Annotated in this window: 23 protein-coding genes; 4 read left to right on the forward strand and 19 right to left on the reverse strand. The window is 42.8% G+C overall.

What is annotated here, in order from left to right:
• Positions 1 to 2: 2 nt before the first annotated feature.
• The 17 genes from AFM12_RS15690 to AFM12_RS15770 form a co-directional block, all read right to left on the reverse strand.
• Positions 3 to 329: a cupin domain-containing protein gene (locus tag AFM12_RS15690; RefSeq protein WP_055149994.1), complete on the reverse strand. Its 327-nt coding sequence runs from the start codon at positions 327 to 329 to the stop codon at positions 3 to 5.
• Positions 323 to 1,351, reverse strand: a complete 1,029-nt coding sequence (locus AFM12_RS15695; RefSeq protein WP_055149997.1) for a pectinesterase family protein — start codon at positions 1,349 to 1,351, stop codon at positions 323 to 325. The genes AFM12_RS15690 and AFM12_RS15695 overlap by 7 nt, the downstream gene beginning before the upstream one ends.
• Positions 1,348 to 1,599, reverse strand: coding sequence for an alpha/beta hydrolase family protein (locus tag AFM12_RS15700; protein ID WP_055150000.1), 252 nt, complete (start codon positions 1,597 to 1,599; stop codon positions 1,348 to 1,350). The genes AFM12_RS15695 and AFM12_RS15700 overlap by 4 nt, the downstream gene beginning before the upstream one ends.
• 96 nt (positions 1,600 to 1,695) lie before the next feature.
• Entirely contained in the window at positions 1,696 to 2,313 is a 618-nt protein-coding gene (locus AFM12_RS15705; RefSeq protein ID WP_055150003.1) for an alpha/beta hydrolase, read from the reverse strand.
• A 131-nt stretch (positions 2,314 to 2,444) separates the two neighbouring features.
• Positions 2,445 to 3,647: an esterase gene (locus AFM12_RS15710; protein WP_082391377.1), complete on the reverse strand. Its 1,203-nt coding sequence runs from the start codon at positions 3,645 to 3,647 to the stop codon at positions 2,445 to 2,447.
• Between the two features lie 23 nt (positions 3,648 to 3,670).
• Positions 3,671 to 4,867: an esterase gene (locus AFM12_RS15715; RefSeq protein WP_055150006.1), complete on the reverse strand. Its 1,197-nt coding sequence runs from the start codon at positions 4,865 to 4,867 to the stop codon at positions 3,671 to 3,673.
• A gap of 97 nt (positions 4,868 to 4,964) precedes the next feature.
• Positions 4,965 to 5,486 (reverse strand): GNAT family N-acetyltransferase, encoded by a 522-nt coding sequence (locus tag AFM12_RS15720; protein WP_055150009.1) that lies wholly within the window; start codon positions 5,484 to 5,486, stop codon positions 4,965 to 4,967.
• A gap of 92 nt (positions 5,487 to 5,578) precedes the next feature.
• Positions 5,579 to 6,022, reverse strand: a complete 444-nt coding sequence (gene mscL, locus AFM12_RS15725; RefSeq protein WP_055150012.1) for a large conductance mechanosensitive channel protein MscL — start codon at positions 6,020 to 6,022, stop codon at positions 5,579 to 5,581.
• Between the two features lie 84 nt (positions 6,023 to 6,106).
• A complete protein-coding gene (locus AFM12_RS15730) occupies positions 6,107 to 9,010 on the reverse strand; it encodes a PVC-type heme-binding CxxCH protein (RefSeq protein WP_055150015.1) in 2,904 nt (967 codons plus the stop codon).
• Positions 9,011 to 9,294: 284 nt separating this feature from the next.
• A complete protein-coding gene (locus AFM12_RS15735) occupies positions 9,295 to 9,966 on the reverse strand; it encodes a hypothetical protein (RefSeq protein WP_055150018.1) in 672 nt (223 codons plus the stop codon).
• 99 nt (positions 9,967 to 10,065) lie between these two features.
• The gene (locus AFM12_RS15740) at positions 10,066 to 12,405 is read right to left on the reverse strand and encodes a glycosyl hydrolase family 28 protein (protein ID WP_055150021.1); all 2,340 of its coding nucleotides are present in this window, start codon (positions 12,403 to 12,405) and stop codon (positions 10,066 to 10,068) included.
• 109 nt (positions 12,406 to 12,514) lie between these two features.
• On the reverse strand, positions 12,515 to 13,345 hold the full coding sequence (gene kduI / locus AFM12_RS15745) for a 5-dehydro-4-deoxy-D-glucuronate isomerase (protein ID WP_055150024.1): 831 nt from the start codon (positions 13,343 to 13,345) through the stop codon (positions 12,515 to 12,517).
• 278 nt (positions 13,346 to 13,623) lie between these two features.
• Entirely contained in the window at positions 13,624 to 14,385 is a 762-nt protein-coding gene (locus tag AFM12_RS15750; protein ID WP_055150027.1) for an SDR family oxidoreductase, read from the reverse strand.
• 50 nt (positions 14,386 to 14,435) lie between these two features.
• On the reverse strand, positions 14,436 to 14,858 hold the full coding sequence (locus AFM12_RS15755; protein WP_055150030.1) for a nuclear transport factor 2 family protein: 423 nt from the start codon (positions 14,856 to 14,858) through the stop codon (positions 14,436 to 14,438).
• Between the two features lie 20 nt (positions 14,859 to 14,878).
• Entirely contained in the window at positions 14,879 to 15,862 is a 984-nt protein-coding gene (locus AFM12_RS15760; protein ID WP_055150033.1) for a zinc-binding alcohol dehydrogenase family protein, read from the reverse strand.
• The gene (locus AFM12_RS15765; RefSeq protein WP_055150364.1) at positions 15,862 to 17,007 is read right to left on the reverse strand and encodes an alpha/beta hydrolase family protein; all 1,146 of its coding nucleotides are present in this window, start codon (positions 17,005 to 17,007) and stop codon (positions 15,862 to 15,864) included. Before AFM12_RS15765 ends, AFM12_RS15760 begins: the two co-directional genes overlap by 1 nt.
• A gap of 75 nt (positions 17,008 to 17,082) precedes the next feature.
• Positions 17,083 to 18,621 (reverse strand): alpha-N-arabinofuranosidase, encoded by a 1,539-nt coding sequence (locus tag AFM12_RS15770; protein ID WP_055150036.1) that lies wholly within the window; start codon positions 18,619 to 18,621, stop codon positions 17,083 to 17,085.
• Between the two features lie 137 nt (positions 18,622 to 18,758).
• Here AFM12_RS15770 and AFM12_RS15775 point away from each other — a divergent pair, with 137 nt between their 5' ends.
• The 4 genes from AFM12_RS15775 to AFM12_RS15790 are packed head-to-tail and all read left to right on the forward strand — an operon-like array spanning position 18,759 to position 21,874.
• Positions 18,759 to 19,526 (forward strand): enoyl-CoA hydratase-related protein, encoded by a 768-nt coding sequence (locus AFM12_RS15775; RefSeq protein ID WP_055150039.1) that lies wholly within the window; start codon positions 18,759 to 18,761, stop codon positions 19,524 to 19,526.
• A 6-nt stretch (positions 19,527 to 19,532) separates the two neighbouring features.
• A complete protein-coding gene (locus AFM12_RS15780; RefSeq protein WP_055150042.1) occupies positions 19,533 to 20,390 on the forward strand; it encodes an acyl-CoA thioesterase in 858 nt (285 codons plus the stop codon).
• A gap of 43 nt (positions 20,391 to 20,433) precedes the next feature.
• Positions 20,434 to 21,402, forward strand: a complete 969-nt coding sequence (locus tag AFM12_RS15785; protein ID WP_055150046.1) for an NAD(P)H-dependent flavin oxidoreductase — start codon at positions 20,434 to 20,436, stop codon at positions 21,400 to 21,402.
• Positions 21,395 to 21,874, forward strand: coding sequence for a hypothetical protein (locus AFM12_RS15790; protein ID WP_055150049.1), 480 nt, complete (start codon positions 21,395 to 21,397; stop codon positions 21,872 to 21,874). The genes AFM12_RS15785 and AFM12_RS15790 overlap by 8 nt, the downstream gene beginning before the upstream one ends.
• Before the next feature lie 23 nt (positions 21,875 to 21,897).
• Here the strand turns inward: AFM12_RS15790 and AFM12_RS15795 are convergent, their stop codons facing one another.
• Both AFM12_RS15795 and AFM12_RS15800 read right to left on the reverse strand, forming a co-directional pair.
• The gene (locus AFM12_RS15795; RefSeq protein ID WP_055150052.1) at positions 21,898 to 22,479 is read right to left on the reverse strand and encodes a superoxide dismutase family protein; all 582 of its coding nucleotides are present in this window, start codon (positions 22,477 to 22,479) and stop codon (positions 21,898 to 21,900) included.
• Positions 22,480 to 22,610: 131 nt separating this feature from the next.
• Positions 22,611 to 23,753, reverse strand: coding sequence for an aldose epimerase family protein (locus AFM12_RS15800; protein ID WP_055150055.1), 1,143 nt, complete (start codon positions 23,751 to 23,753; stop codon positions 22,611 to 22,613).
• Positions 23,754 to 23,768: the final 15 nt, after the last annotated feature.

Genomic DNA, 23,768 nt, shown 5'->3' on the forward strand with positions numbered 1-23,768 from the left:
TCTCAAAGAAAATCCTCTCTTCTGGGTGTAAAAACATCAATTAGAACGCCATCTTGGAGACAAACTGCCCCATGTTCCACATCGGAAGGCACAAAGTAGGCGTCACCAGCTTTGAGATTTTTTACTTCGTCACCAATGGTCAATTCAAAAACACCACTTTCCACATAACTGGCCTGAGTATGTGGGTGAGAATGCATGGCCCCTACCCCACCTTTTTCAAAGGCAACTTTGACGATCATCATTTGCTCGTTATAAGCCATAATTTTTCGTTTAATACCTCCTCCCAGCTCTTCCCAGGGTATTTGACTATCCTCTATGAGTGTTACCATTTCTTTCCGAATACTTTTTTGAATGTAAAATCTTTTTCTGTTTTGGTCGTATTATCAGCATACCAGGAATAATCCTCACCATCTTTCTGACAATTCTTATAATAAATCCGATGACCCCATTGTAAATCCCGGTCACCTTCCTGATAAATTGGGGCATCTGCCATTTCCTGGCTGAAACTGCAATTTATCAGATACATCTGAGCCTCTCTGTGATATCTACCCAGCTTAAAACCTTTATCACCCACAAACCTGCAATTGATCAAGACCGATTTGTCTTCTTCTTTGGCAGAACCATCGTGCCAAATAGCAGCATTGAGATTATGGCAAATAAAAAGAGAATTTTCAATGATGGCATTACCCCTTGGACAATACAAATCTACATGCCCTTCAATGACACAATCTTTGAAATAAAACATGCCACCGTTGACATCCCACGGACTTACGGTATCACCACCACCAGATCTGAAAATGCAACCGTAGAATTTCATTCGTGTGGCTCCATCCATAGAGCGAAAGGCAAACTGATGACCATCTGTCCGTACCATTTTAGTCCCTTCTTTTTCGCCTAATTCTCTTGGTAAAAACTTTCGGCTGTCACCTGGTGCTTTGCCTGATTCATTGAGACATTCAATCACAACATCCTTATTAGCCTCAAAGCCATACGAATTTAAAATCGTCAGGTTTTTGAAGATTAAATCGCTTCCAAGAACATTGAAAGTAGCCGCTCCAAAATCATCAGGATTTTCACACCGCCAGTAATCGCGGGCCTGACTATAAGTTATTATGGTTTCCCTGGCACTTTCGCCAATAAATTTGATGTGATGCATGGATTTATCCACGAAAATCTTCTCGGCATAAGTGCCATTTTTGATATAAATGGTTTGATAAGATTGGCTGAACTTCAGGCTATTCAAAGCTTCCTGAATTGTTGTGAAGTCACCACTTCCATCTTTGGCAACAATCACTTTTTTAGCCAAAGCCGAATTGAAAATCAGAACAAATAGCAGGAGTAGGTGTTTCATTTAGTGGATAACGTTTTAACTAAAAAATGGTCAATGTAATTAACTGTGGGCAAAAACCATCGATCCATTTGAGGAAAGGAATGCGGGGCTTCTTTAAAAGTATGAACCTCTGAATAAATACCAAACCTGTTCAGGATTCGGATAAAATCTTCACGACCTGCATGCATGCGTTCCTCCCGACTATTGATAAAAAGATAAGGTGGAGCATTTTTATGCACCTGAGCAAGTGCACCTGCTGATATCCACAAATTCGGATTTTCACTTTTGGGGTATCCAAAATAATAAGTCGCTGCTGAAGTCGATTTTGAGTCATCACCCTCCGCCGATTCAGGATGAATGTAGGCTTAAATACCATCCACATCCACCACCGCATCAATTGAAAAATCGCCTTCTGAAGGGCAAAGACTAGAATTTTGAAAATTTAAATGAGGCGTGGCTCCCAGAAAAGCGGCCATTTGTCCACCAGCCGAAAAACCACCGACCGCCAGTTTTTGACCATCACCGCCAAAACGTTTGTGAGCCCAGGCAATAGCCGTTTTAACATCAGCCACAGCGGCCGGATAAAGAGCCTCAGTGGACAAGCGATACTCAGGAGTAAGTACGGTATAGCCCCGGGCAGCGAGCTCCTTTGCCAACTCATGATGTTGAGATTTATCTCCGCTTCGCCAGCCACCTCCGTGAACGAAAATAAAAATGATATTATTTCGCTTTCCTTTTGGCTCAAAAAGATCAAGTGTAAGCTTACGCCCTTCTGTTTTACAATAGGCTACATCGTACTGTGCGTTTATCTGTGCAGAGTTTTGAGAGATGGCCAGTTTAACATCAGGAAATTCTTGTTGGACTCCTTTAAGGGCATCGCCATTATTATAAGAATGATCTCTTTGGCCGGTGATTCCGGATAGATTTTGGGCCAACGCAAGATTAGAACATAGCGTTAACAGGACAAGCCAGACTAGTTTCAATTTTTTTGAGGGTTGAATATGGTCAAAGATGCAAAAGATAAATTTGGAAAGCATCCTTGACCGTTATCAATAAGAAAAGCCTCCGGCAAATGAACGAAGGCTTCTCGATAAACAAATAAATTCTGAATCAATCAGAACAGTTTCGGGGCAAAATCCGAAAGATAAACTCTCCAGTTACGCCAGATATGGCCGCCCTCAGTTTCAAGGTACTCGTAGTCCATTCCCATTGCATCCAGTTTATCTCTGAATTCTTTATTGGCATTATAAAGGAAATCCGTTTTACCGATCGCGATGTAATACAGCTTCAACCCATTATCCATTTGTCTTTTAAGCGTACCATCAATGTCTTTGTAAACATCCAGGCCACTGGCGTCTTCGCGTGGCATAATAGCGGCAGAGAAAAGACCAGCATAATCAAAAGTATTTGGATAATACCTTGAAATATGCATGGTATGAAAACCACCCATTGACAAACCAGCAATTGCACGGTGAGCCTTATCGGCAATAACTCTGTAATTTGACTCCGTAAACTTGATGATATCCATGAAGTTAGCTTCATATGCTCCCTGCATGGTTCCCGGAGCCATAAACTGAGGTTTGTAGAAACCATCTCTCCCTTTACCCGGAGCGGCATCTTGTGTAATGTTTGCATTCGGCATTACCACAATCATCGGCTTCGCTTTACCCTGAGCTATCAGGTTGTCCATAATTTCAGCGGTACGACCCAGATCACTCCAGGCTTCTTCATCACCACCTGCTCCATGAAGCAAGTAAAGAACCGGGTACTTTTGATTTGAAGACTCATATCCCGGAGGGGTATATATTGTAATTCTACGATCCATGCCCAGGCCCGGCGAATCATACCATCTTTTAGCTACTGTGCCGTGAGGCACATCATTGTCTTTATAAAGATCAGCATGCCCACCCCCGATGATAAAGATGTTAGTCACAGAGGCCACATCACGAATCAAGAATGGGTTATTAGGGTCCGTAGTTCTCAGACCATCTACTTCAAATGCATAGTTATAAAGTTCAGAAGAAAGCGGCTGGGTGGTAAAAGACCATACGCCGTTATCACCCTTGGATAAATGAACAGGTCCAGGAACATCCATCGCTCCAAACTGCGTTTGTATTTTAATTGTTGGCAAGAAGTCTCCGGTCAACTTTACACTGTCCGCTTTCGGTGCTAGAAAACGAAAAGTAACGCTGTTATCGTCATGGATTTCAGGCGATTTGATTTCCTGAGCTCCGAAAAGAGCCTCCTGACCGATGGCAGTATTCACCATCAAAAGGGCCGCCACAGCCCATAAATAGGTTTTCAAATTTAAATTCATCGTTTTGTTTGAAAGGTTTATGTTTAGAATAATTTAGGTGCAAATTCTGAGAGGTATATCCGCCAGTTTTTCCAGATATGGCCTTCACCTGACTCGCGGTACTCATAAGGAAAGTTCAAATCGTCAAGCTTTTTGCGGTAGGCTGTGTTAGCCTCGTACAAAAAGTCTTTTTTACCAATACCGATCCAGTACAACTTTAGTCCATTATCTTTTTGGACTTTGAGGTTTTTGTCAATGTCAGAATACACTTTGCCGGTGGCATCTTCACGTGGCAAAATGGCGGCTGAGAAAAGGCCAACATAATCAAAAGTATTAGGGTAATATCTCGAGATATGCATGGTATGAAAACCACCCATTGATAAACCGGCGATAGCCCGATTTTCTTTACCCGACTTTATTCTGAAACGATCTTCGACAAAATTGACAATGTCAATAAAACTAGCTTCAAACTCTCCGTTCATAGAATGCGGCGGTAGAAATACCGGCTTTTGAAAACCATAGCTTCCGTACCCATAGCCACCATCCTGAGAAACATTACCATTCGGCATGACCACAATCATTGGCTTTGATTTGCCCGAGGCAATCAGATTATCCATGATTTGGGCTGCCCGCCCGTGAGCCAACCAAGACTCCTCATCACCTCCTGCTCCATGTAAGAGATAAAGAACAGGGTACTCTTCACGTGAGTCCTCATAACCAGCAGGCAAATAAACACTTAAGCGGCGATCAATCCCGACCGTTGGCGAATCATACCAAACGCGAGAAACCGTACCGTGGGCAATGTTTTTATCCTCATACAAATCTGCCTGACCTCCACCTATGGTGAATACATTAGTTACGGTAGATCCATTGCGGAAAACATAAGGAGAATTAGGATCGGGCACTCTAATACCATCTACGAGATACCAGAAACTGTATAGCTCCGATTCCAATGGGTCAGAGGTGTAAGTCCAGAGCCCGTTTTGATCTTTCTGAAGCAAAACTGAGCCAGGACCATCCTGAATACCAAAACGAGTCATTATTTTTTCCGGTGGCAGTAAATCTGAAACCAACTTTACCGTATCTGCCTGCGGAGCAAAAAAAGTAAAAGTAACCGAGTGGTTTTCATGAATGTTTGGAGATATGATACTCTCCGGCTCAGCCGGGACTTCCTGAGCTTTCAAAGTCGGTTGGCTTAAAGACAAAGTCAGACATAAAAGAGTCAATAATTTTCTGGTCATTTTCAATAGGTTAAGAGCTTTTGACGCAAGTTAGCTCTTTTCCTAAATAATCATAGTCTCATTTTGAGACAATAGATAATTTCCCCAGAATTTCCGACTACTTAGGCTGAAATTTTAAAAACATTTGATGATTTGGATTGTAGTGTGTTTCTGAAATTTTGAAATCATGACTGCCAACGATTTCAAAACCTTGCTTCCGATAAAACCGAACAGCTCTCTCATTCCCTTTCCAGACGTATAGCCAAAGGCCTTTATCACCCGCTTCTTTTGAGAGATTCAAATTGAAATTGAATAATTCCGCTCCCAGGTTTCTACCATAGAATTCTTTCAGGAGATAAAGCCTTTCCAGTTTTGTCACTCTGGATTCTGGGACATTGGAATGAGGACTATTGAAAATAATTTTTGAGTAACCGGCAGGTTTACCTTCACAAAAAATGATGTTGAAGACGTTGGAAGGTTCTTTGAGCTCTGCCTCAAAAGATTCTGTGGTAAAATACTTTTTTGCGTAAACTTCAATATCCGCTTGAGGCCCACTTAAGCCATGTGATTCAATAAAACTGAGCGTTCCGATATCAGAAAGCATTTCGGCATCGGCTATGGTACCTTTTCTAATTTCCATATTGAAGTGTTTGAATACTCCTTAAGATACACGATTGCCATAGACAATACTTTGTTCACCTTTGAAGAGGTCAAAAATTACGTCAAACCATGCTATTTTTTCTCGAAAAGTGCCACCTGCTTCTCCATCAAATCGCTGATTTTTGAGAGTAATTCAATGTCTTTTGGAGTAGGGACAGTAGTGTTTTCCGGGTCGTCGGCTTTCTTTTTGAGGGAATTCATGGCTTTTATCATTAGAAAAACCGTAAAAGCAATGATCAGAAAATCAATGCCGGATTCCAGCAAAGCTCCGTAACCGATGGCCACCTCTTCATGCAGTACTTCCTGACCTTGTAAAACAGCTTCACGGAGCACCCAGTTCTTGTTTTCCAGTTTGACGTCATCAGTGAGTAAACTAAGTGGCGGCATAAAAATCTGCTTCACCAGCGAGTCGATCACCCGGTTAAACGCCGCCCCAATAATCACCCCAATGGCGATATCGATCATATTGCCTTTGACAGCAAAGTCCTTGAAGTCTTTAAGAAATTTGAAAGTCATGAATGTCTTTTCTTTTAATATTCGTTTTTGATCAACTAAGGGATGAAGTAGTTCCTATACTTTTCATCAATGCTTTAATAAAACTCACATACCGGTCTGCAAGAAAGCAAGCAAATCCGCCAGCTCCTGCACAGAAAGCGAATTTTCAAGCCCCTCCATCATCAGAGAGGAGCCAGTAGATCGAAATGATTTCAAATTGCTTTTCTTCAAAGTCACTTTTTCACCCCCCATTTGGGTCAAAGTGATACTGATATCTGTTTCTCCCGAAACCACACCACTGTAAACCTCTCCGGTGGTCGATTCTGCGACATGATTAATGTATTTGGGATCTGCCGCGGCATTGGGGTCCAGAATATCATGAAGCAGCGTGGCTTTACTTTTTCGGCTGATTTCGGTCAAGATCGGTCCTACTTCCACGCCGTATTTGCCGTAGGTATGACAGCTACTGCAGGTGTTATTAAATACGGTCAAACCTTTCACTGAATTGCCTTCTAACTCCAAGGCCGGCTTCATTTGATCAATGGCTTCCTGGCGATTGGTTACCCCACTGTCAGTAAAAAGCTTTTCTGCCCGACGGCGGGTTTGCAGGTTGTCTGTCCACCAAAGTAGCGTTCGCCGACGCTCAAGGTCAAAATTCATCTCACCAATATTGATCTTTTTCTCTTCCAAAGCACTCAACAGAGCATCATGATGAATTTCATTATAAAGGAGTAGGTCTCCGGCGTACTTCCGAGTTTGCGGACTAAGCTCTGGCCAAAGCGATACCAGATTCTTCCCAATCTCTAACTCTTTAACTCCATTTAGTTGTCTTAACGCAGCTTCCTGAAGTTTAAGTGGCTGTGAGTTCTGGAGACAGGCAAAGAGCAAATCAGATTTTTCTTTGTAAGGGACAAACTCCATGATTTTCAGGTACTGAATTCTCAAAGAGTCCGGAAGAGTGGTATCCAAAATTTGAGAAGCAGCATCTTTGCTGTAAGCTATAAATTTGGCCGAGGTCGGCAATCCCAGTTTATTCCGAAGAGAAGCGAGTGAAGTGAGCAAACTGAGATCATCGGTTTCCTCCATTTTTTCAATGGCCACGATTGCTGCACTTGACACTGGCTTTTGAATATTTTGAGTCAATTGATCAATGATAAAGGCCTTATCAGCTATTTCTGACTCGGACAAGCTTTGCAGCATGTAGGCAGCTACTTCCTTATCGTCAGCATTGTGCAAGGCAAGGGTGGCCAAAAGCCTGGAATCTGCATCTTTCGTCTGGCAAAGCTTGTGAAACACCGTTTGGCTTTGACTCTGCACCGCCAAAGCCAATGCAGATACCGTGTAGGCATCATTCTTCAAATCGGAGGCTTCAAAGACTTTTTGTATCAAGTTTTCTTTCAATTGATCTGATAAAACGGCCGCTACCCCAGGTAATCCAAGACTCAAAGCCGCATGCATTCTTACCCGCTGATTTTGGTCTGTCAATAGATTTATCACCGTCCCGGCCAACTCTTCATTTCCGTCGATGTACTTTTCAGAGATTTGAAGAGCATTCTCACGCAATCCGGGATTCGGGTCAATCATAGCTTTCATTAAAGCTTCGCCAGACAGGTTTCCTGAATTTGACAAAACATGAAGGGCATGTAAACGGGCAAAAACGCGTTCACTCGACAGCAATTCTACTAATCGATCGATTGGAAGTTTTTCCGTCTTTTCAGAAAGCAAAATACGCTGAGCAGTCATTCGTACCCATTGGTTCGGGTGACCTAAGGCCTTTACCAATGATTCGGGGGTGCTGAAATCATAGGGTTCAGATTGCTTATTTCTACTGATTTTGTAAATCCGACCTTTGGTTTTGCCGGCATTCAAATCCATGGCCTCTTCCATTTCATCCGGAATCCACTCGGGATGCTCTATCACTTTACGTTGCATATCCAGCACATATAGAGCTCCATCTGGCCCAACCGTCATATTTACCGGCCGGAATGCCCGGTCTTCGCTGGCCAGAACATCTTGTTTTTCCAGAACTCTTTTGGCTTGAAAAGATGATCCATTTGGCTCCAAACGATCAGCATGCAGCAGATTTAACACCACATCTGCCACCCAAACTGTATTGTCGAATTCTGGCCCAAATGCTCCGCCTCCATAAAAAGTGATTCCGCAGGAACCGGAGAAATAGCCCGACTGCTCGGGGTGATTAACACGTTCTTCCTGCTCCCCAATAGGGTAAATGCGGGCGAGCCCGTTTTCCTCATGATCAGAAATATTTTCCAGGGTATGGTCCGTTAAAATCGGTCTGTCTTTCAAATACCGGCTTGCAAAAACCAGGTGTGAAATATGTTGAGTATTATGGGTTTCAAAGAAACGCCCGAAGGCATCCATGGCGAGTCCGAAACCACCGGAAGACTCTCCAAGGCGTTCCATTTCATGGGTTTTCAGATTAAACCGAAAATCCTGATTTCGTAAAGGAAGAGCATTGGCACTATCACCCCACCAATATGGATTTCCATCGTTGCCTCCGTTCGCTGCATAAATCCAACCATCCAGTCCAAGCGTTAAAGAGTTATAATTGTGTTGAAGATTTCCGGTGGCAAAACCACCCATCAAGGTATCAATCTTATCTGCTTTTTCATCATGATCTGTATCGTACAGCTGGAGCAGATAAGGTGGTGCGGCTACCAGCACACCTTCTTCATAGAGCATGAATGAATTCGCCAGTTGAAGTCCTTCGGCATAGACTGAACTTTGATCAAAGACACCATCCATATCGTTGTCTTTTAGGAGCATCAGACGACTTTTCGCATCCTCCTGAGGATAACCCGGCATTTCCAAAACAAGGGCATCACCATTCTTCCAGAAAGCCATATCCACGGGATCTTTGATCAGGGGCTCTGAAGCGACAAGGCTTAAATCGAGGTCGCCGGCTAACTCAAATCCATCCGGTAACTCATTTTTCCGACAAGCCAAAACAGACCAAAAGAGCAATAATGCAGCAGTAAAACGTATCATCTCAGACTAAGGTTGAATCTTAGGTAAATCTACATTTCTGAGGCGAGAGTGGCAAGGTGGGCTAGAAAGGGGACTTTGTGAAACTTCGTGTCTTGGTGACTTTGTGGCTGTTCTTTTGCCACGAAGGCTCGAAGACGCTAAGCTGCACGAAGGGGAGGTTTAGGAACAATAACCTACAAATGGTCTGAAGACCAACGGACGTTTTCCGCATAGTCGAAAATACGATGCGGAAAGGGGGATTTCCATCAATTCAAAAAAGACTATTTGGAGAGGACTTAGTTCAATTATTCATTTTGAGAAGAAGACTTATTTATTTCACTACCACTTTTTCCCGAACTGGATTGGTTAATAGGAATTGGATGAGTTATTTCAGGTAGAAGAGTATTGGTAAGTTTGGTTTGACCTGACCATACAAAACCTCCCCAAGTAAATAGAAGTATGAGTGCCATAAATAAGCCTCCCATAATGTTTGGCTCTTTATCCTTATCATCATTCCTTAGAAGATCTATTAGAACCGCTTTACCACAGAATATTAATACAATTATGCCTGAACCATAAAATATTAAATCATGAGCAGATGTGAAGGTTGATTGGCTGAAAGCTCTCGGAGGAGCTAGATAAATCATCAATACGGTAGAAAAATTAGTTAAAGATATAGCAATAACAGAAGTAAAAAATGCCGCCAGGCTATGTTTTCGGGCCACGAACCTAATAATTCTTGCTGTTAAAAATGTAATCGCCAAGAAATAGGCAACGATTAGTAAAAGATTCCTAACATTCATACCTCCCTCACTGATAAAATTGTTTACTGAAGGGTAAGTCGCTGAAGATTCCGAATGGAAACTAAACCAAGCTATAAATAGACTTGTTCCTGCAATCAGAACTCCAACTCCGCTAGAAATGGTAGCAATTGGTGAACGGTTGAACTCTTCTTTAGCTTGGTTCAGTATCGACATCAATTTTGTTTAAAAGTTTGAAGAAATGAAAGTTATGAATAATCTAAGTATCTTAATTAAAATAGATTACATAAGTAAAGAATACCTCAGTTTTTTTTCTTACTTCAAACTACTCCTCTTAGCCCCACTCAAAAACTCGGCTTTGGTTTCTATGCCTTCCATTTTTGTGTTTTGGATGCTGATGTCTTTTGAGCGGTCGCCGTTGACTTCTATGAAGACTTTTTTACCGGTGGTGTATTCCAACTGATCAATCGAAAGACCTGAAACATTATTCAGCTGAACCAGTTTGCTTTCATCTTTACTGAAGACACTCACATTTCTGAGAGAAATATCTTTGGCTTCGGTGATTGAAATGGCTTTATCACTATAGATTACCGCGTCTGTAATTTCAATATTCTCTACCTGAGATTCTGGGATACCCTTCATCATAATGGCCATAGCTGCACCTTTGCAGTAAATGCGTTCCATTTTGAAATTCCTGAAAACAGGAGTGCCAGCATCCACCGGCTTAAACTCCATCGCCGGCAATCCGCGAACCTCACCGGCCAAAGGAACCGGGTCCTTTTCTTCATAATACATATTGAAACGGATAGCGTCGCCCAGTATATTATTCATGTTAATATCCGAGATGTAAATGTCTTCCACTACCCCGCCACGCCCACGGGTCGTCTTAAACCGAAGCCCGATATCTGTGCCGAGGAAATTACAATTATTGACAAAGAGATTATTCACTCCGCCACTCATCTCTGAGCCAATCACAAAACCACCATGCCCATGAAAAACGGTGGTATTGGTCACAATAAACTGCGAAGTCGGTACGCCCCGCTCACGCCCCTGTTCATCCCGACCACTCTTAATGGTAATGGCATCATCACCGGTATCAAAAGTGCAACCATCCAGAATCCCGTAAGTGCAGGATTCCACATCGATAGCGTCATTGTTCTGGCCATACCACGGGTTTTTCACATTTACGTTTTTAATGGTAATATGCTTGCAAAGTAAAGGATGCAGCGTCCAGGCCGGAGAATTCAGAATGGTGATGCCTTCGAGCAATACATTCCGGCAGTTTGTCAAACTCACCATATTTGGTCGTAGAAAATCACGGATAGCTTCGTAATCGGCTTTCGCTTTGCCGGGTACTAATTTGTTCGTCCATTCTCGGTTTTCATTACCGAATTTAGAAGCCTCTGACGGGTACCAGGCGGTGCCTTTATCGTCAACCACTCCTCCGCTGGCAATCAGATTCTGCCATTGAGAGTTCGTCAATTTTTCTTTTTTAACCTGTTTCCAGACTTGCCCGGCTCCGTCCATAATGCCGTTTCCTGTGATGGCGACATTCACCAAATCCACACCCCAGATGGGAGCATGGCAACGGTAAGCGTCCTGTCCTTCCCAGGTGGTTAGTACCACAGGGTAATCTTCACGGTTATCTGAAAACTGGATGAAGGAACCATCTTCAAGATGCAGATTGACATTGCTTTTCAAATCTATGGGGCCACTGAGCCAGAAACCCGTAGGTACCAGCACCACACCTCCACCATTTTGCGAAGCCATGGCAATCGCTTGATTAATGGCCGTGTGACAAAGCACTTTTCCGCCGCTCACAGCTCCATAATTTCGGATATCAAAAGTATCCTTTTTAAAAACCGGAGTATTTACCGTAGGCAATTCGTATTCGTACTTACCGGGGTACACCGATTTCTTGAGGAAGTTTTTCAGCGGACTCGAAGTTTTTCGTAAACCTTCTGCGGCCAGCTTGGCCATTACATTGGCACCATAATTTGTGAAATGGGTATTGTCCGAAGCTCCTTCCGGATAACGAGCGAATAATCCCGGGTCAAGATTGAGGTATAAATCAGCTGAGGCTTCAATACCCAACTCATTAATTTTGTTCAAACTCAATGCATAATGGTCTATTAAGGGCACCTGCATTTCTTTAGCCAGGCTTCTGACAGCATCAGGGTACTCGCCATGTTGATCCACAAAGACACCGTTCTCATCAAATTTCCGGCGATTGACCGGTGTCAAAAGAATGGGATGTGCCCCCTTTGCTTTGGTTTCTTCCACATACCTTTTGAGATTGGCCTTATAAGCCCCATGCGGACCGGCATATCTCGAAGAGTCTTTTATTTTCTGATCATTATGACCGAATTGAATAAAGACAAAATCGCCGGGTTGCAATTGCCTCTCTACTGCATCCCACAAACCTTCTGACCGGAAGGACTTGGTACTCCTTCCGTTTTTAGCTTGGTTTTGAATCTTGACGACATCGGTAAAATATTGACCAAAAACCTGTCCCCAACCTGTCTCCGGAGCCGCCCATGCATCCTTATTAGCCATGGTGCTGTCTCCAATCATAAAAACCCGAACAGTCTTTTCTGAGCTTTTAAATGCCACCAGAAAAGAGATCAATAGAAGTGCAAGTACTGATTTCTTCATTTTTATATTGCTTTCGGCTGTCAGCTTTCTGCTTTCAGCTGTTGTTTTTTAAACCTATTCAGGATATGACACAATTCTCAATGGTCCTTTCTCTTTATGACTTAATTTCTTACCTCAAAAAATTAAGATTCACATGATCCATGTCTGTAAAATCCTTGTTCTCTCCGGCCATAGCCCAGATGAAAGAATAGTTCGCCGTACCACTTCCGGCATGAATTGACCAGGGTGGCGAAATGATGGCTTGTTCGTTTTGTACCCAAAGGTGCCGTGTTTCATCAGGCTTACCCATAAAATGCATTACACCCTGATTCTCAGGCACATCAAAATAACAGTAAATCTCACTTCTTCGATCATGAGTATGAGGTGGCATGGTATTCCAGACGCTACCCGTCTGTAAAACGGTTAGCCCCATCACCAGTTGGCAGCTCATGATACCATCGTTATGAATATATTTATAGATGGTTCGGCAGTTCGAGGTTTCCGAATCACCGAGCGTTACCGGCAAAGCCTGCTCTTTAGTATAAAGTGTATTTGGATACTCCTTATGTGCCGGTGTAGACAGCAAAAAGAACTTTGCCGGACTGCCTGCACTATCGGAAGAAAAACTGACACTTTGGGTACCTTTCCCCAAATAAACACAACCAAGTTTTTCCAACTCATAGGTTTCTCCATCGGCCACTATTGTACCAGAACCTCCTATATTGATAATTCCAAGTTCTCTTCTTTCCAAAAAGAAATTCGCCTTTAAATCTTCCGGATTCCCGAGCTCAACAGCTTTGCCGATCGGCATTACCCCACCAGTTACCATGCGGTCATAATGAGTATGGGTAAGTAAAACTTGATTTTCTTTAAACAGGGACGACACCAAAAATTCGGCTCTCATCTCTGTGGTGTTCATCCGTTCAAATTCTCTTGGACTGGTTTCGTATCTTGAGGTCATTGTTTTCTGGTTAATGGTTGAAAGTTACAGGCTATCGGTAGATTAATTTTTTGGGAAATTAGTGATTGGTTGACTGGTTTATTCGTGGTTGGTGAACTGGGAGTTGGTTTTTCTTCAATTGAACTTTTAAACATTTTTAGCAAAACTGATCGGTTCTTTATCATCCGTATCTGGCCCTAAAGCATCGGTCTTCGGTCACCGGTCTCCAGTCCTCAAACTCCAAACATCAAGCACCCTGCATCAAACAATACCCGCTAGTTGAGCTTGTCGAAACTAAATCACCTCCCCATCCAACCACCGTCCACAGTCAGGATTTCTCCATGAACATAATTGGCAAGATCAGAGGTCAGGAAAACAGTCGGGCCTTTGAAATCCTCAGGCTCACCCCATCTTCCGGCCGGGATTCGACTTAGAATAGAGGAACTCCGTCCTTCATCATTTCTTAAGGCTTCAGTGTTATCGGTTGCGATATAACCAGGGGCAATGCCATTCACATTGACTCCTTTACCAGCCCACTCATTGGCAAAAGCCTTAACTAAACTGCCTATGGCTCCTTTACTGGCCGCATACCCCGGAACCGTAATTCCACCCTGAAAGGTAAGTAGCGAGGCCGTGAAAACTATCTTACCCTTTCCTCTGGCCACCATTTCTTTTCCAATTTCGCGGGTAAGAATAAACTGTGCATTCAGATTGACATCAATGACCTGATCCCAATATTCATCCGGATGTTCAGCAGCAGGTTTCCTGAGAATGGTTCCTGCATTATTGACAAGAATATCAATGACCGAATGCTCAGTCTTTACTTTTTCTATAAAACTGTAAAGCGATTTCCGATCTGAAAAATCGGCCTGATAGGCATGAAACTTCCTTCCAAAAGACTCGACAGCTTTTTGAATTTCACTTCCCTCTGCTTCCAGACTCGCTGATACACCTATGATATCTGCCCCCACCTCTGCCAAACCAGCAGCCATGGCAAAGCCAATCCCACGTTTACAACCTGTTACCAGAGCCGTCTGCCCCTTTAAATCTATATTTATCATTGAAGAATTGCTTTTTTGACCTAATATTCAACTTTTCCAGATAGTAGGAATTAAATCTTGACAGCCTGGCGAGCAAAAAGAACCCAGCCTTTTTTCTGTTTTAGCCAAACCGTCATAATTCTTAGGTTTATACTAGTTGGTTTCCCTAAACTCAGGGCTTTGGCTTTCATATCATGCCTTACAATGGCGGTTTTATCAATAATCTCAATACTTTGATTGCTGATATCAATTTCCTGAAAGTCAAAATCCGCCTTTAATAAAGCTGCTATAAATTCATCCCGGTTCTCAACTAAACCGGATGAATGACCATAGCTTAGTTTAAAATGGCTTAATGACTGTAAATCTCCCTTATTGGGGTTAATCAGAAGTTCGGTAAGTTCTTCAACACTGGCTTCAAGACTTTTCAATTGTGCCTGACTGTTTAGTGTCGTCAAAAGGAGAATAACTGCAAAAAGGCGAAAGAATCGTTTCATACTACATTTAATTTTAAAATTTAGAGAAGAATAACACCTTTTACCAGATCGGGTTTTTCCCTGAGCGTGGCAAAAAAGGCGGGTGTTTCATCGAAAGTAACTTTATGGGTTATTACCTCTGAAAGCTCAAGTTTTCCAGACTCCATTAAGTTTATAATTCGGGTAAAATCAGCTGGCAAAGCATTCCTGCTCGACAATAGGGTGGTCTCTTTTTTATGAAAATACGGATCGTTAAAACTGTAATCTCCCTGAAATAAGCCGATAAATACAAGCCTGCCTCCATGTGCCAGATAATTCAAAGCCCTTTTCATACTCTGGGAATTTCCGGTGGCGTCAAAAACGACATCATATTCATTTTCCGGGGGGTCTTCTCTCAAAAAGACATCGCCTTTGAGATGAGTTTCACAAAAATCCAGACGGTTTTGACTCAGGTCGTAAACATGAACTTCAGCACCTTCAATTTTGGCAAAGTCAATGGCCGTAATACCGATAGGCCCTGCTCCGATAAGCAATACCTTATCCCCGGCTTTTACCCCTGCCCTGCTTACTGCATGGCAGCCTATGCCATAAGTTTCAACGATTGACAACTCTTCATAACCAAGTCCCTCGGCTTTGTGTAACTTATTCTCAGGCAAAACAAGGTACTCAGTCATTCCACCGTCAGTGTGCACACCTAAAACTTGCAGGCTTTCACAACAATTCGATTTCCCTTTCAAACATGCTTGGCAATTTCCACAGTTCAGATATGGCTCCACAGAGCACCGATCTCCGAGTTTCAAGTCTTTCACCGCAGACCCTGTTTCTATAACCTCCACGCCCAGCTCATGTCCTAAAATTCTCGGATAAGAAAAGAAAGGCTGATTACCGCCAAAGGCATGAATATCGGTCCCACAAATTCCGATAGCCTTGATTTTAACCAAAACCTGATCGGGTTGCTCCAACCGAGGTTTTTCAATTTCTGTCCAATTAAATTCACCCCGTTGGGTTAGTTGCAATGCTTTCATTAAAAGTTGTTTATTAATTCAATAAGGGCTTCATTACCCATAACCGCGGTGTCTGGCCTCGGATATTGTTCAGTATAGACACTTAAAAATTCAGGAGTTAATATGGTATTCCTTGTTTCATCCACTTCTCCGTTTACCAGAACAGTATCAATATCGAGCTCTAAATGTCTGGCAAGAAAATGATAGGCCGCCTGCCTTTTTGATGGACCATAATCATGTTTTTCCTCGGGGAAGTGAGCATTTTCAAATTGATCCCCGGCCTCAAAAAAAGAATAAATTCTTCGGATATGTGGAGCTTCCATTTCTGGGACAAAGCGTGTCCAGTCACCACCATCCGAAATCAACATCAAAGGCTTAGGGGCCATGCAAGCCGCAACTTCCACGTTGGTAGTGGCAGGTAAACAAGACGTATGTACCGGCATTCCGCTTTCACACTGACAGCCCCCAAAGAAATAACCCGAAACCATTACCGTAGGTACGGAAACGGCGATGCGATCATCAATTGCTGAAAGCATAAACGTTTGCGTACCGCCGCCAGACTCTCCCGTAATGGCTATACGCCCGGAATCAACCTCTTCCATTTGACTCAAAAAATCAACAATCCGAACTGAGTTTAACAGCTGAATTTTAAAGACATTTTCAATCTTATGATCAGCCTGTTTAAAATCACCATACCCTAACATATCATAAGCAAAAACCACAGCTCCCATTCTTGCCAACGTGGCACATCTTTGTTGGGTATATTCCATAAAGCGGTTGTTTTGATCACGTCCATGCCCGTGCGGGCAAAGAACCGCTGGAGCTTTTTCCGTCGGGTTAAGCGGTGTATATAAATTACCGGAAACATAAACACCCGGAATGGACTCAAAAAAAACATTCTCAACGCTATAGCCATCCATTACTTTTTTGCTGTGAATGGTAGCGTTTACAGGTAGACCAAACTGAATTTGTTTGATTCCCGCTCCATCAAGAATGCTTTGACGAATAGCAGCAGCTCTGTTTTGCCACTCTTCCTTTGAGTTGTAGAGTTGAGCCAGGTCCTTATGCTCTTCAATAGCTTGTTCAGGAGTAAAGAAATCGCTTTGGCGTAGGGGTTGGCCAAAAACCAACACGGGCAAAAAGAAAATAAGGATAAAATATTTCATAGTAGGGTTGAAAAGAGAATGCCCGAATTTAAAAATAAACCCGGGCATTCATTCCTTTATGGAAAGTAGATTTAATTACTCCAACTCCAGCATGACTACTGAAACGGCAGGCACTTTCAGGGTAATGCTGTTTTTATTCAGCTTTGCACCATTGAATACCGAAGCTTTAACCTTGTTCGGCTCATCAAATGTGTTGTGGTCTTGAACTTTACCTGACTTAAGAATTCTTCCACTTACAGATTTAAAATCTTCGCCTCTGAGGTCAATGGTAATCTCATGTTCTTTATTCAAGTCAATGTTGGTTAAAGACACATGTACTTTCCCATTCTCATCTTTTGATGCAGAAGCCGAAATAGCCGGAAGTTTTTTGCCATTATGCTCGTAGTCAGCCGTCTTTAGATTCATTGGAATCAAGGTAGCATCCTGATGTACCTTGTACATTTCCATCACATGATAGGTAGGTGTCAAAATAATACGTTCCTCATCAGTAAGAATTACGGCTTGCAATACATTCACTACCTGAGCCAGGTTCGCCATCTTTACCCGATCCGCATGATTGTTAAAGATGTTCAGGGTCATTCCGGCTAAAACTGCATCACGCATGGTATTTTGCTGATACAGAAAGCCACCATTGGTGCCCGGTTCTACATCATACCATCCACCCCACTCGTCGACCATCATCCCTACCTTCTTTTCAGGGTCATATTTATCCATGATGGCCTCATGACCACTTACAATTCGCTCCATATCCCAGGCACGGGTCATGGTGGTAAAGTATTGATCCTCGTTAAAATCTGTGGCAGATCCTTTATTGCTCCAGTCAATTACAGAATAATGGTGTACCCCTACACCATCAAGCATGTTGTGAGGAATATCTCTCATCAAAACTTCTGTCCAGTGGTAATCATCATCACTGGCTCCTGAAGCAATTTTAAAAACTCTTGAATCTTTCTCCCATGAAGTATTGATGTAAGTCGCATACTGGCGATAGACATTGGCATAATACTCAGCCGTCATATGACCTCCACAACCCCAGGCTTCATTACCCACGCCCCAGTATTTTACTTTAAATGGCTCGGGGTGACCGTTCTGTGCTCTCAGGTCAGACATTGGGCTTTTGCCTTCAAAATTCATGTACTGAACCCAGTCAGAAAACTCCTGAACAGTCCCACTACCTACATTTCCGGAAATGTAGGGCTCGGTATCAAGCTGTTTAATTAACTCCATAAATTCATGAGAGCCGAAAGAGTTATCCTCTGTTACATTGCCCCACCACGAGTTCACAATTGTCGGACGGTCTTCTTTCGGTCCGATACCATCCTTCCAGTGATACGTATCAGCAAAACATCCCCCCGGCCATCTCAGGTTAGGAATATCCAGTTTTTTCAGAGCTTCCACCACATCAGTACGCATTCCATTGATATGAGGTACAAGTTTAGTTTCTTCACCCACATACAAGCCGCCATAAATGCATCGGCCAAGGTGCTCTGAAAAGTGTCCGTAAATGTGACGACTGATTTGAGTTTCTCCCAGATCGGTGTTCAGAACTAACTTATTTTGAGCATTGACGGCCAAACTGACCATCATAAAGAACAGAAATATTCCTTTTTTCATAGTTTATTATTTTAACAGGCAATGGTTTTATTGTTTCAAACAAATATCGAAAATAATATTATTGTGTCAAATATACACAATCTTTCTTCATCAATAAATTCGACTAAATTTGAGTAAAACATCCCTGTATTGAAAATATGAGTGCAGTATTGTATGAACAAATAGACGAAAATATCGCTCTCGTTCGCCTTAACAGACCTGAGGCTTATAATGCTATAAATGGTGAAGTGACAGAGCAAATGGCAGAAATTGTAAGCAAAACTGAAGCCGATCCAAAAATCAGAGCAGTGATTTTGACCGGGAACGGTGAAAAGGCTTTCTGTGCAGGTGCCGATCTCAAACTCATTTCAGCTGGGAAAGGTGAGCTTCTGCAATCAGATCAATATGGTTTTGCCGGTTTTGTTTATGCCAAAAGAAACAAACCCTGGATAGCCGCCGTCAATGGTTTTGCTTTAGCTGGCGGAATGGAATTATGCCTGGCCTGCGATCTTATTCTGGCCTCTGCTGGTTCAAAGTTTGGTTTACCCGAGGTTACCAGAGGACTAATCGCAGGGGCTGGTGGACTCTTTCGTTTACCGAAAGCACTTCCGTCAAGAATTGCCACCGAGTTAATCCTTACCGGGCGGCAACTTACAGCTGAAGAAGCTCTTTCTTTTGGTATGATCAACAAACTGACCTCAAAAGAAGAACTGATAGAAGAAGCCATTATACTGGCCAAAATGATTGCCAAAAATTCGCCAAATTCTATCAAAGAGAGTCTAAGTTTCATGCGAAATGCTGAAGGAAAGACGGAAGATGAACTTATCCCAGTATCTGATGAGTTATTCAGAGCAATACAATTAACCGACGACGCCAAAGAAGGCACCCTGGCTTTTGTGGAAAAGAGGGCTCCGGTTTGGAAATAAAATCTTATGCAAAACATCAACGAACTCATTGACCTTCTTCATTTAGAAAAGGCAGAAACTAATGTTTACATCGGGCAGAACTATCAGGCACCCTGGAATCGCGTTTTTGGTGGACAGGTGCTGTCACAGGCTCTGAGTGCAGCCTATAAAACTGTTCCTTCGGACCGCTTTGTGCACTCCATGCACGCCTATTTTCTTCTTGCCGGTGATATCTCTATTCCCATCCGTTTTGAAGTTGATGACGTCAGAGATGGCGGAAGCTTTACGACCAGAAGAGTAGTTGCGAAGCAAAATGAGGCTGTCATTTTCATTACCTCAATCTCATTTCAGCTCAAACAGGAGGGCTTCGACCACCAGATTGATATGCCAAATGTTGTGGGACCAGAAGGCCTGAAATCTGACGAAGATATTGTCAATAAGTACAAACTCTTTGTTCCACAAAACATACTTCAGGGAATCAAATCACGCCCATTTGAATTCAGACCCGTAGAAAAAGTAAGTCTGATGGATAGAGGCACCAAGCCTCCTTTCAGGCATTATTGGTTTAAAGCGAAAGAAAAAGTAGAAGGTGACCTCAGCGTGCACCAGAAGCTGCTTACTTATGTATCAGATTACAACCTTTTGACCACCGCTACCCTGCCGCATGTCAAAGGACCTATCCCGAAAGGAATTTTCATGGCCAGCCTTGACCACGCCATGTGGTTTCACCGCGATTTCAGAATTGATGAATGGTTACTTTATGCCTTAGACAGTCCGAGTGCATCAAATACAAGAGGTTTTACCCGCGGAAATATTTTCACCCAGCACGGTAAGCTGGTGGCTTCAGTTGTTCAGGAAGGATTGATCAGAAAGAGTAAAAAGTGAGTGAAGAATTAGTTGTATCTTCAAACCACAATCAACAAAACCTATGAACCCATTTAAAGACTTAAAACTACCTCTGGTAGCAGCTCCTATGTTTCTGATTTCCGGCCCCGAGCTGGTGATTGAATGCTGTAAAAACGGAATTGTCGGCACCTTCCCCGCATTGAACCAGCGAAGCACTGAAGGCTTTGAAGAGTGGGTGGTCCAAATCAAAACGGAATTAGAAGCTTTTGAAAAAGAAACGGGCAAGAAAGCTGCTCCATTTGGTGTTAACCTCATCGTTCATCAGACCAATCCCAGAATAATGGCTGATCTTCAGGTGGTGATCAAGCATAAAGTACCTTTAGTAATTACCTCTCTTGGAGCTGTGTCAGATTTAGTGAATGCTGTTCATGCTTATGGTGGATTGGTTTTTCATGATGTCATCAAACGACGCCATGCAGAAAAAGCCGCCGAGGCCGGAGTAGATGGCTTGATTTTGGTTTCTGCCGGTGCAGGTGGCCATGGCGGTACACTCAATCCTATTCCATTTGTGCAGGAGGTCAGAAGCTTTTTTGACAAAACAATTCTTCTTTCGGGTACTTTAAGTAACGGTCAGGATATTGCCACAGCTATGCAAATGGGTGCCGACCTGGCCTATATGGGCACACGATTTATCAATACCAAAGAGGCCCTTGCAGAGGAAGACTATCAAAAAATGATCTCAGAAAGTGGCACTACGGATGTGGTCTATACCGCAGCGGTTTCAGGAGTTAATGCTAATTTCATGCAGAAATCGCTTGAGAACAATGGTATAACACAGGAGATGTGGGGTCAATCAAAGAAAATTGATGTTTCCACAGAACTGGATGCTGCAAAAGCTGAAGCAAAGGCCTGGAAAACCATTTGGTCTGCGGGGCAGGGTGTGGCCACTATTCATGACACGGTTGGGGTGAAAGACCTGGTTGACCGAATGAAAAAAGAGTTCATTGCGGCCATTAAAGAACAACAAAAACTACTTGAGAAATATGCATAGGTTGGCTATTCTGCTTTTATTTCTTGCCTCATGTAATAGCTCCGAATCCTCTACTAATAGTATTACTGAACAAACCGAGAATACGATTGAAATGGAAGCTCCTGAAAAAATTGAGGAGAAAAAACTTCCACTTGAATCCTTTACTGTTGAAGAGTTCCCGAAGGAAATAAACGGCTGTGCCTGTTACTACTGGCTGCCAGATCAAAGTGAGAAGTTCATTTATGTGGATGATTACGCCCGAACTGCTTTCGTTAAAATCAAAGGGCATTTTGAAGAGATGGAGATTTATGATGTCTATGCAGATGGCGACGTCATTCAGCAAAAATGCCGTGGGGAGCATTGGGGCTTAACGGTGGATTTGAAAAAAGTAAGTCAGATGGATGAAACTTCCCAGTATGCCGGAACATTGGAAATTGATGGAATTGACGGCACTAGTCAAACTCTGGATGTAAAAGGAGAGTGTGGTTGTTAATCCACACTCTCTTTCTATTTCAACTACATAATTTCATCTTTATCGATAACGCCACAGCCTACTCTGGCACCAGCTGCTCCTGAGGGTTGACTGGTGAAATCATCAGGTCCTGCATGTATGATGATGGCTTTGTTCAAGATGTTCTTGTTTTCATCATCACAGCTCAGGCACCACTCATCAGTTGTTAAACTTAAAACGGTAATGCTATCACCGGGAGACTCCAGATTTCCGATGTCTCCGGCATGATGAGGCTCCATTCCCCACTGACCGTGATCTACACCAGTTGGGTTCCAGTGCCCACCAGCACTTTTACCGTCTACAGCACTACAATCACCCGTTTCGTGAATATGAATTGCATGTTTCCCTTTTGGCAAGCCAATGATATTTGCTTCCATGGTAACCATACCATCTGCCTCTGTGAAAGCAACAGTTCCGCTAACATCCATGTCACTTTTCCCTTCAATATCGGCAACAGCGGTTTCCAAAGAAACTCCTTCCACCGCTTCTATTTCGGTTGGTACATTATCGTCATATTGTTCTTCAACTGTATTATTGCAAGCCATCATTATGCCTCCGGCCAAAACGATCATAAGTAACTTTTTCATTCTGTTTTATGGTTTTAGATTATTAACACTATTTTGTTCTTAAAGCTTAAAAGAACGTTCCGCAAAACCTTGTAGAGTCAAATCCACAAAAAAAGCCCGGCAAAACCGGGCTTTCAGATATCTAAGATTCGCTACTTCGTCGAGAATTTATACATCGTTGAGGTTGTATAAGTTTCCCCTGGTCTCAGTAAAGTACTTGCATACTCCGGCTTGTTTGGGGCATCTGGAAAATGCTCGGTCTCTAAACAAAAACCCCAGCGATTGTCATATTTAACATCATCATGTCCGACAAGACTTCCATTCAGGAAGTTACCTGTGTAAAATTGAACGGCCGGTTCCGTCGTATACATTTGCATAAAGCGACCCGTGGCAGGATGGTAAACTTCTGCTCCTAATTTCATTTCATCGGAACTATCGGTAAATACCCAGGCGTGGTCATACCCACCACCCGTAGCAATCTGAACATCGGTAGTGTCATTAATACGCTCACCTATTGCATGAGATGTTGTGAAATCAAATGGAGTACCCTCTACCGCCGCAGGCTCACCAAAAGGAATCAGGCCGCTGTCTACAGGCAAATACTTATCGGCATAAATGGTCACTTCATGATTAAGAACATTTTCTGACATACCACTCAAATTGAAATAAGCGTGATTAGTAAGGTTAACATGTGTTGCCTTGTCAGTTGTTGCTTTGTAATCAATTTTCAAAGCGTCATCAGCCTGAAGTGTGTAAACCACTTCAATACTCAAATTGCCCGGAAAACCACCGGCTCCGTCAGGAGAAACAGTCGTCAATTTCAAGGTTGGATTTTCCGCCTCTACGATTTCTGCTTCCCAGAGCTGGCCATCAATACCGGCTCCACTACTATGAAGACTATTTTCACCATCGTTAGCCACCAGATTATACTCCTCGCCATCGATTGTAAATTTGGCACCTCCTATTCGGTTTCCAAAACGACCAACAAGAGTTCCAAAGAAAGCTGCCCCGCTGAAATACTCCGGAAGTGTCTTCATACCAAGATTGATATTTTCGTAATTTCCATCTTTATCTGGGGCTGTCCAAGTCACAATTTTACCACCATAATTGGTGATGGTAACTGTCATGCCGTTGGCATTTTTGAGCGTAAATAAAGAAGCTTCGGAGCCATCTTCTAATTGACCCCAAACTTCTTCAGAAATACTTGAAGTCATTGAATCCGATTCCTCGGTTGTTGCATTTTTACAAGCCACGAAACCCATCGAAAGAGCAAGTAGCAGAACTAGTTTTTTCATTTCTATAGATGTTGA

It is taken from the genome of Jiulongibacter sediminis, from assembly GCF_001306455.1.
GTDB lineage: Bacteria > Bacteroidota > Bacteroidia > Cytophagales > Spirosomataceae > Jiulongibacter > Jiulongibacter sediminis.

Coding starts and splice junctions, on each gene's coding strand:
- AFM12_RS15690 (WP_055149994.1), bottom strand. CDS start 329: ATGGTAACACTCATAGAGGATAGTCAAATACCCTGGGAAGAGCTGGGA.
- AFM12_RS15695 (WP_055149997.1), bottom strand. CDS start 1,351: ATGAAACACCTACTCCTGCTATTTGTTCTGATTTTCAATTCGGCTTTG.
- AFM12_RS15710 (WP_082391377.1), bottom strand. CDS start 3,647: ATGAATTTAAATTTGAAAACCTATTTATGGGCTGTGGCGGCCCTTTTG.
- AFM12_RS15715 (WP_055150006.1), bottom strand. CDS start 4,867: ATGACCAGAAAATTATTGACTCTTTTATGTCTGACTTTGTCTTTAAGC.
- AFM12_RS15720 (WP_055150009.1), bottom strand. CDS start 5,486: ATGGAAATTAGAAAAGGTACCATAGCCGATGCCGAAATGCTTTCTGAT.
- mscL (WP_055150012.1), bottom strand. CDS start 6,022: ATGACTTTCAAATTTCTTAAAGACTTCAAGGACTTTGCTGTCAAAGGC.
- AFM12_RS15730 (WP_055150015.1), bottom strand. CDS start 9,010: ATGATACGTTTTACTGCTGCATTATTGCTCTTTTGGTCTGTTTTGGCT.
- AFM12_RS15735 (WP_055150018.1), bottom strand. CDS start 9,966: ATGTCGATACTGAACCAAGCTAAAGAAGAGTTCAACCGTTCACCAATT.
- AFM12_RS15740 (WP_055150021.1), bottom strand. CDS start 12,405: ATGAAGAAATCAGTACTTGCACTTCTATTGATCTCTTTTCTGGTGGCA.
- kduI (WP_055150024.1), bottom strand. CDS start 13,345: ATGACCTCAAGATACGAAACCAGTCCAAGAGAATTTGAACGGATGAAC.
- AFM12_RS15750 (WP_055150027.1), bottom strand. CDS start 14,385: ATGATAAATATAGATTTAAAGGGGCAGACGGCTCTGGTAACAGGTTGT.
- AFM12_RS15755 (WP_055150030.1), bottom strand. CDS start 14,858: ATGAAACGATTCTTTCGCCTTTTTGCAGTTATTCTCCTTTTGACGACA.
- AFM12_RS15760 (WP_055150033.1), bottom strand. CDS start 15,862: ATGAAAGCATTGCAACTAACCCAACGGGGTGAATTTAATTGGACAGAA.
- AFM12_RS15765 (WP_055150364.1), bottom strand. CDS start 17,007: ATGAAATATTTTATCCTTATTTTCTTTTTGCCCGTGTTGGTTTTTGGC.
- AFM12_RS15770 (WP_055150036.1), bottom strand. CDS start 18,621: ATGAAAAAAGGAATATTTCTGTTCTTTATGATGGTCAGTTTGGCCGTC.
- AFM12_RS15775 (WP_055150039.1), top strand. CDS start 18,759: ATGAGTGCAGTATTGTATGAACAAATAGACGAAAATATCGCTCTCGTT.
- AFM12_RS15780 (WP_055150042.1), top strand. CDS start 19,533: ATGCAAAACATCAACGAACTCATTGACCTTCTTCATTTAGAAAAGGCA.
- AFM12_RS15785 (WP_055150046.1), top strand. CDS start 20,434: ATGAACCCATTTAAAGACTTAAAACTACCTCTGGTAGCAGCTCCTATG.
- AFM12_RS15790 (WP_055150049.1), top strand. CDS start 21,395: ATGCATAGGTTGGCTATTCTGCTTTTATTTCTTGCCTCATGTAATAGC.
- AFM12_RS15795 (WP_055150052.1), bottom strand. CDS start 22,479: ATGAAAAAGTTACTTATGATCGTTTTGGCCGGAGGCATAATGATGGCT.
- AFM12_RS15800 (WP_055150055.1), bottom strand. CDS start 23,753: ATGAAAAAACTAGTTCTGCTACTTGCTCTTTCGATGGGTTTCGTGGCT.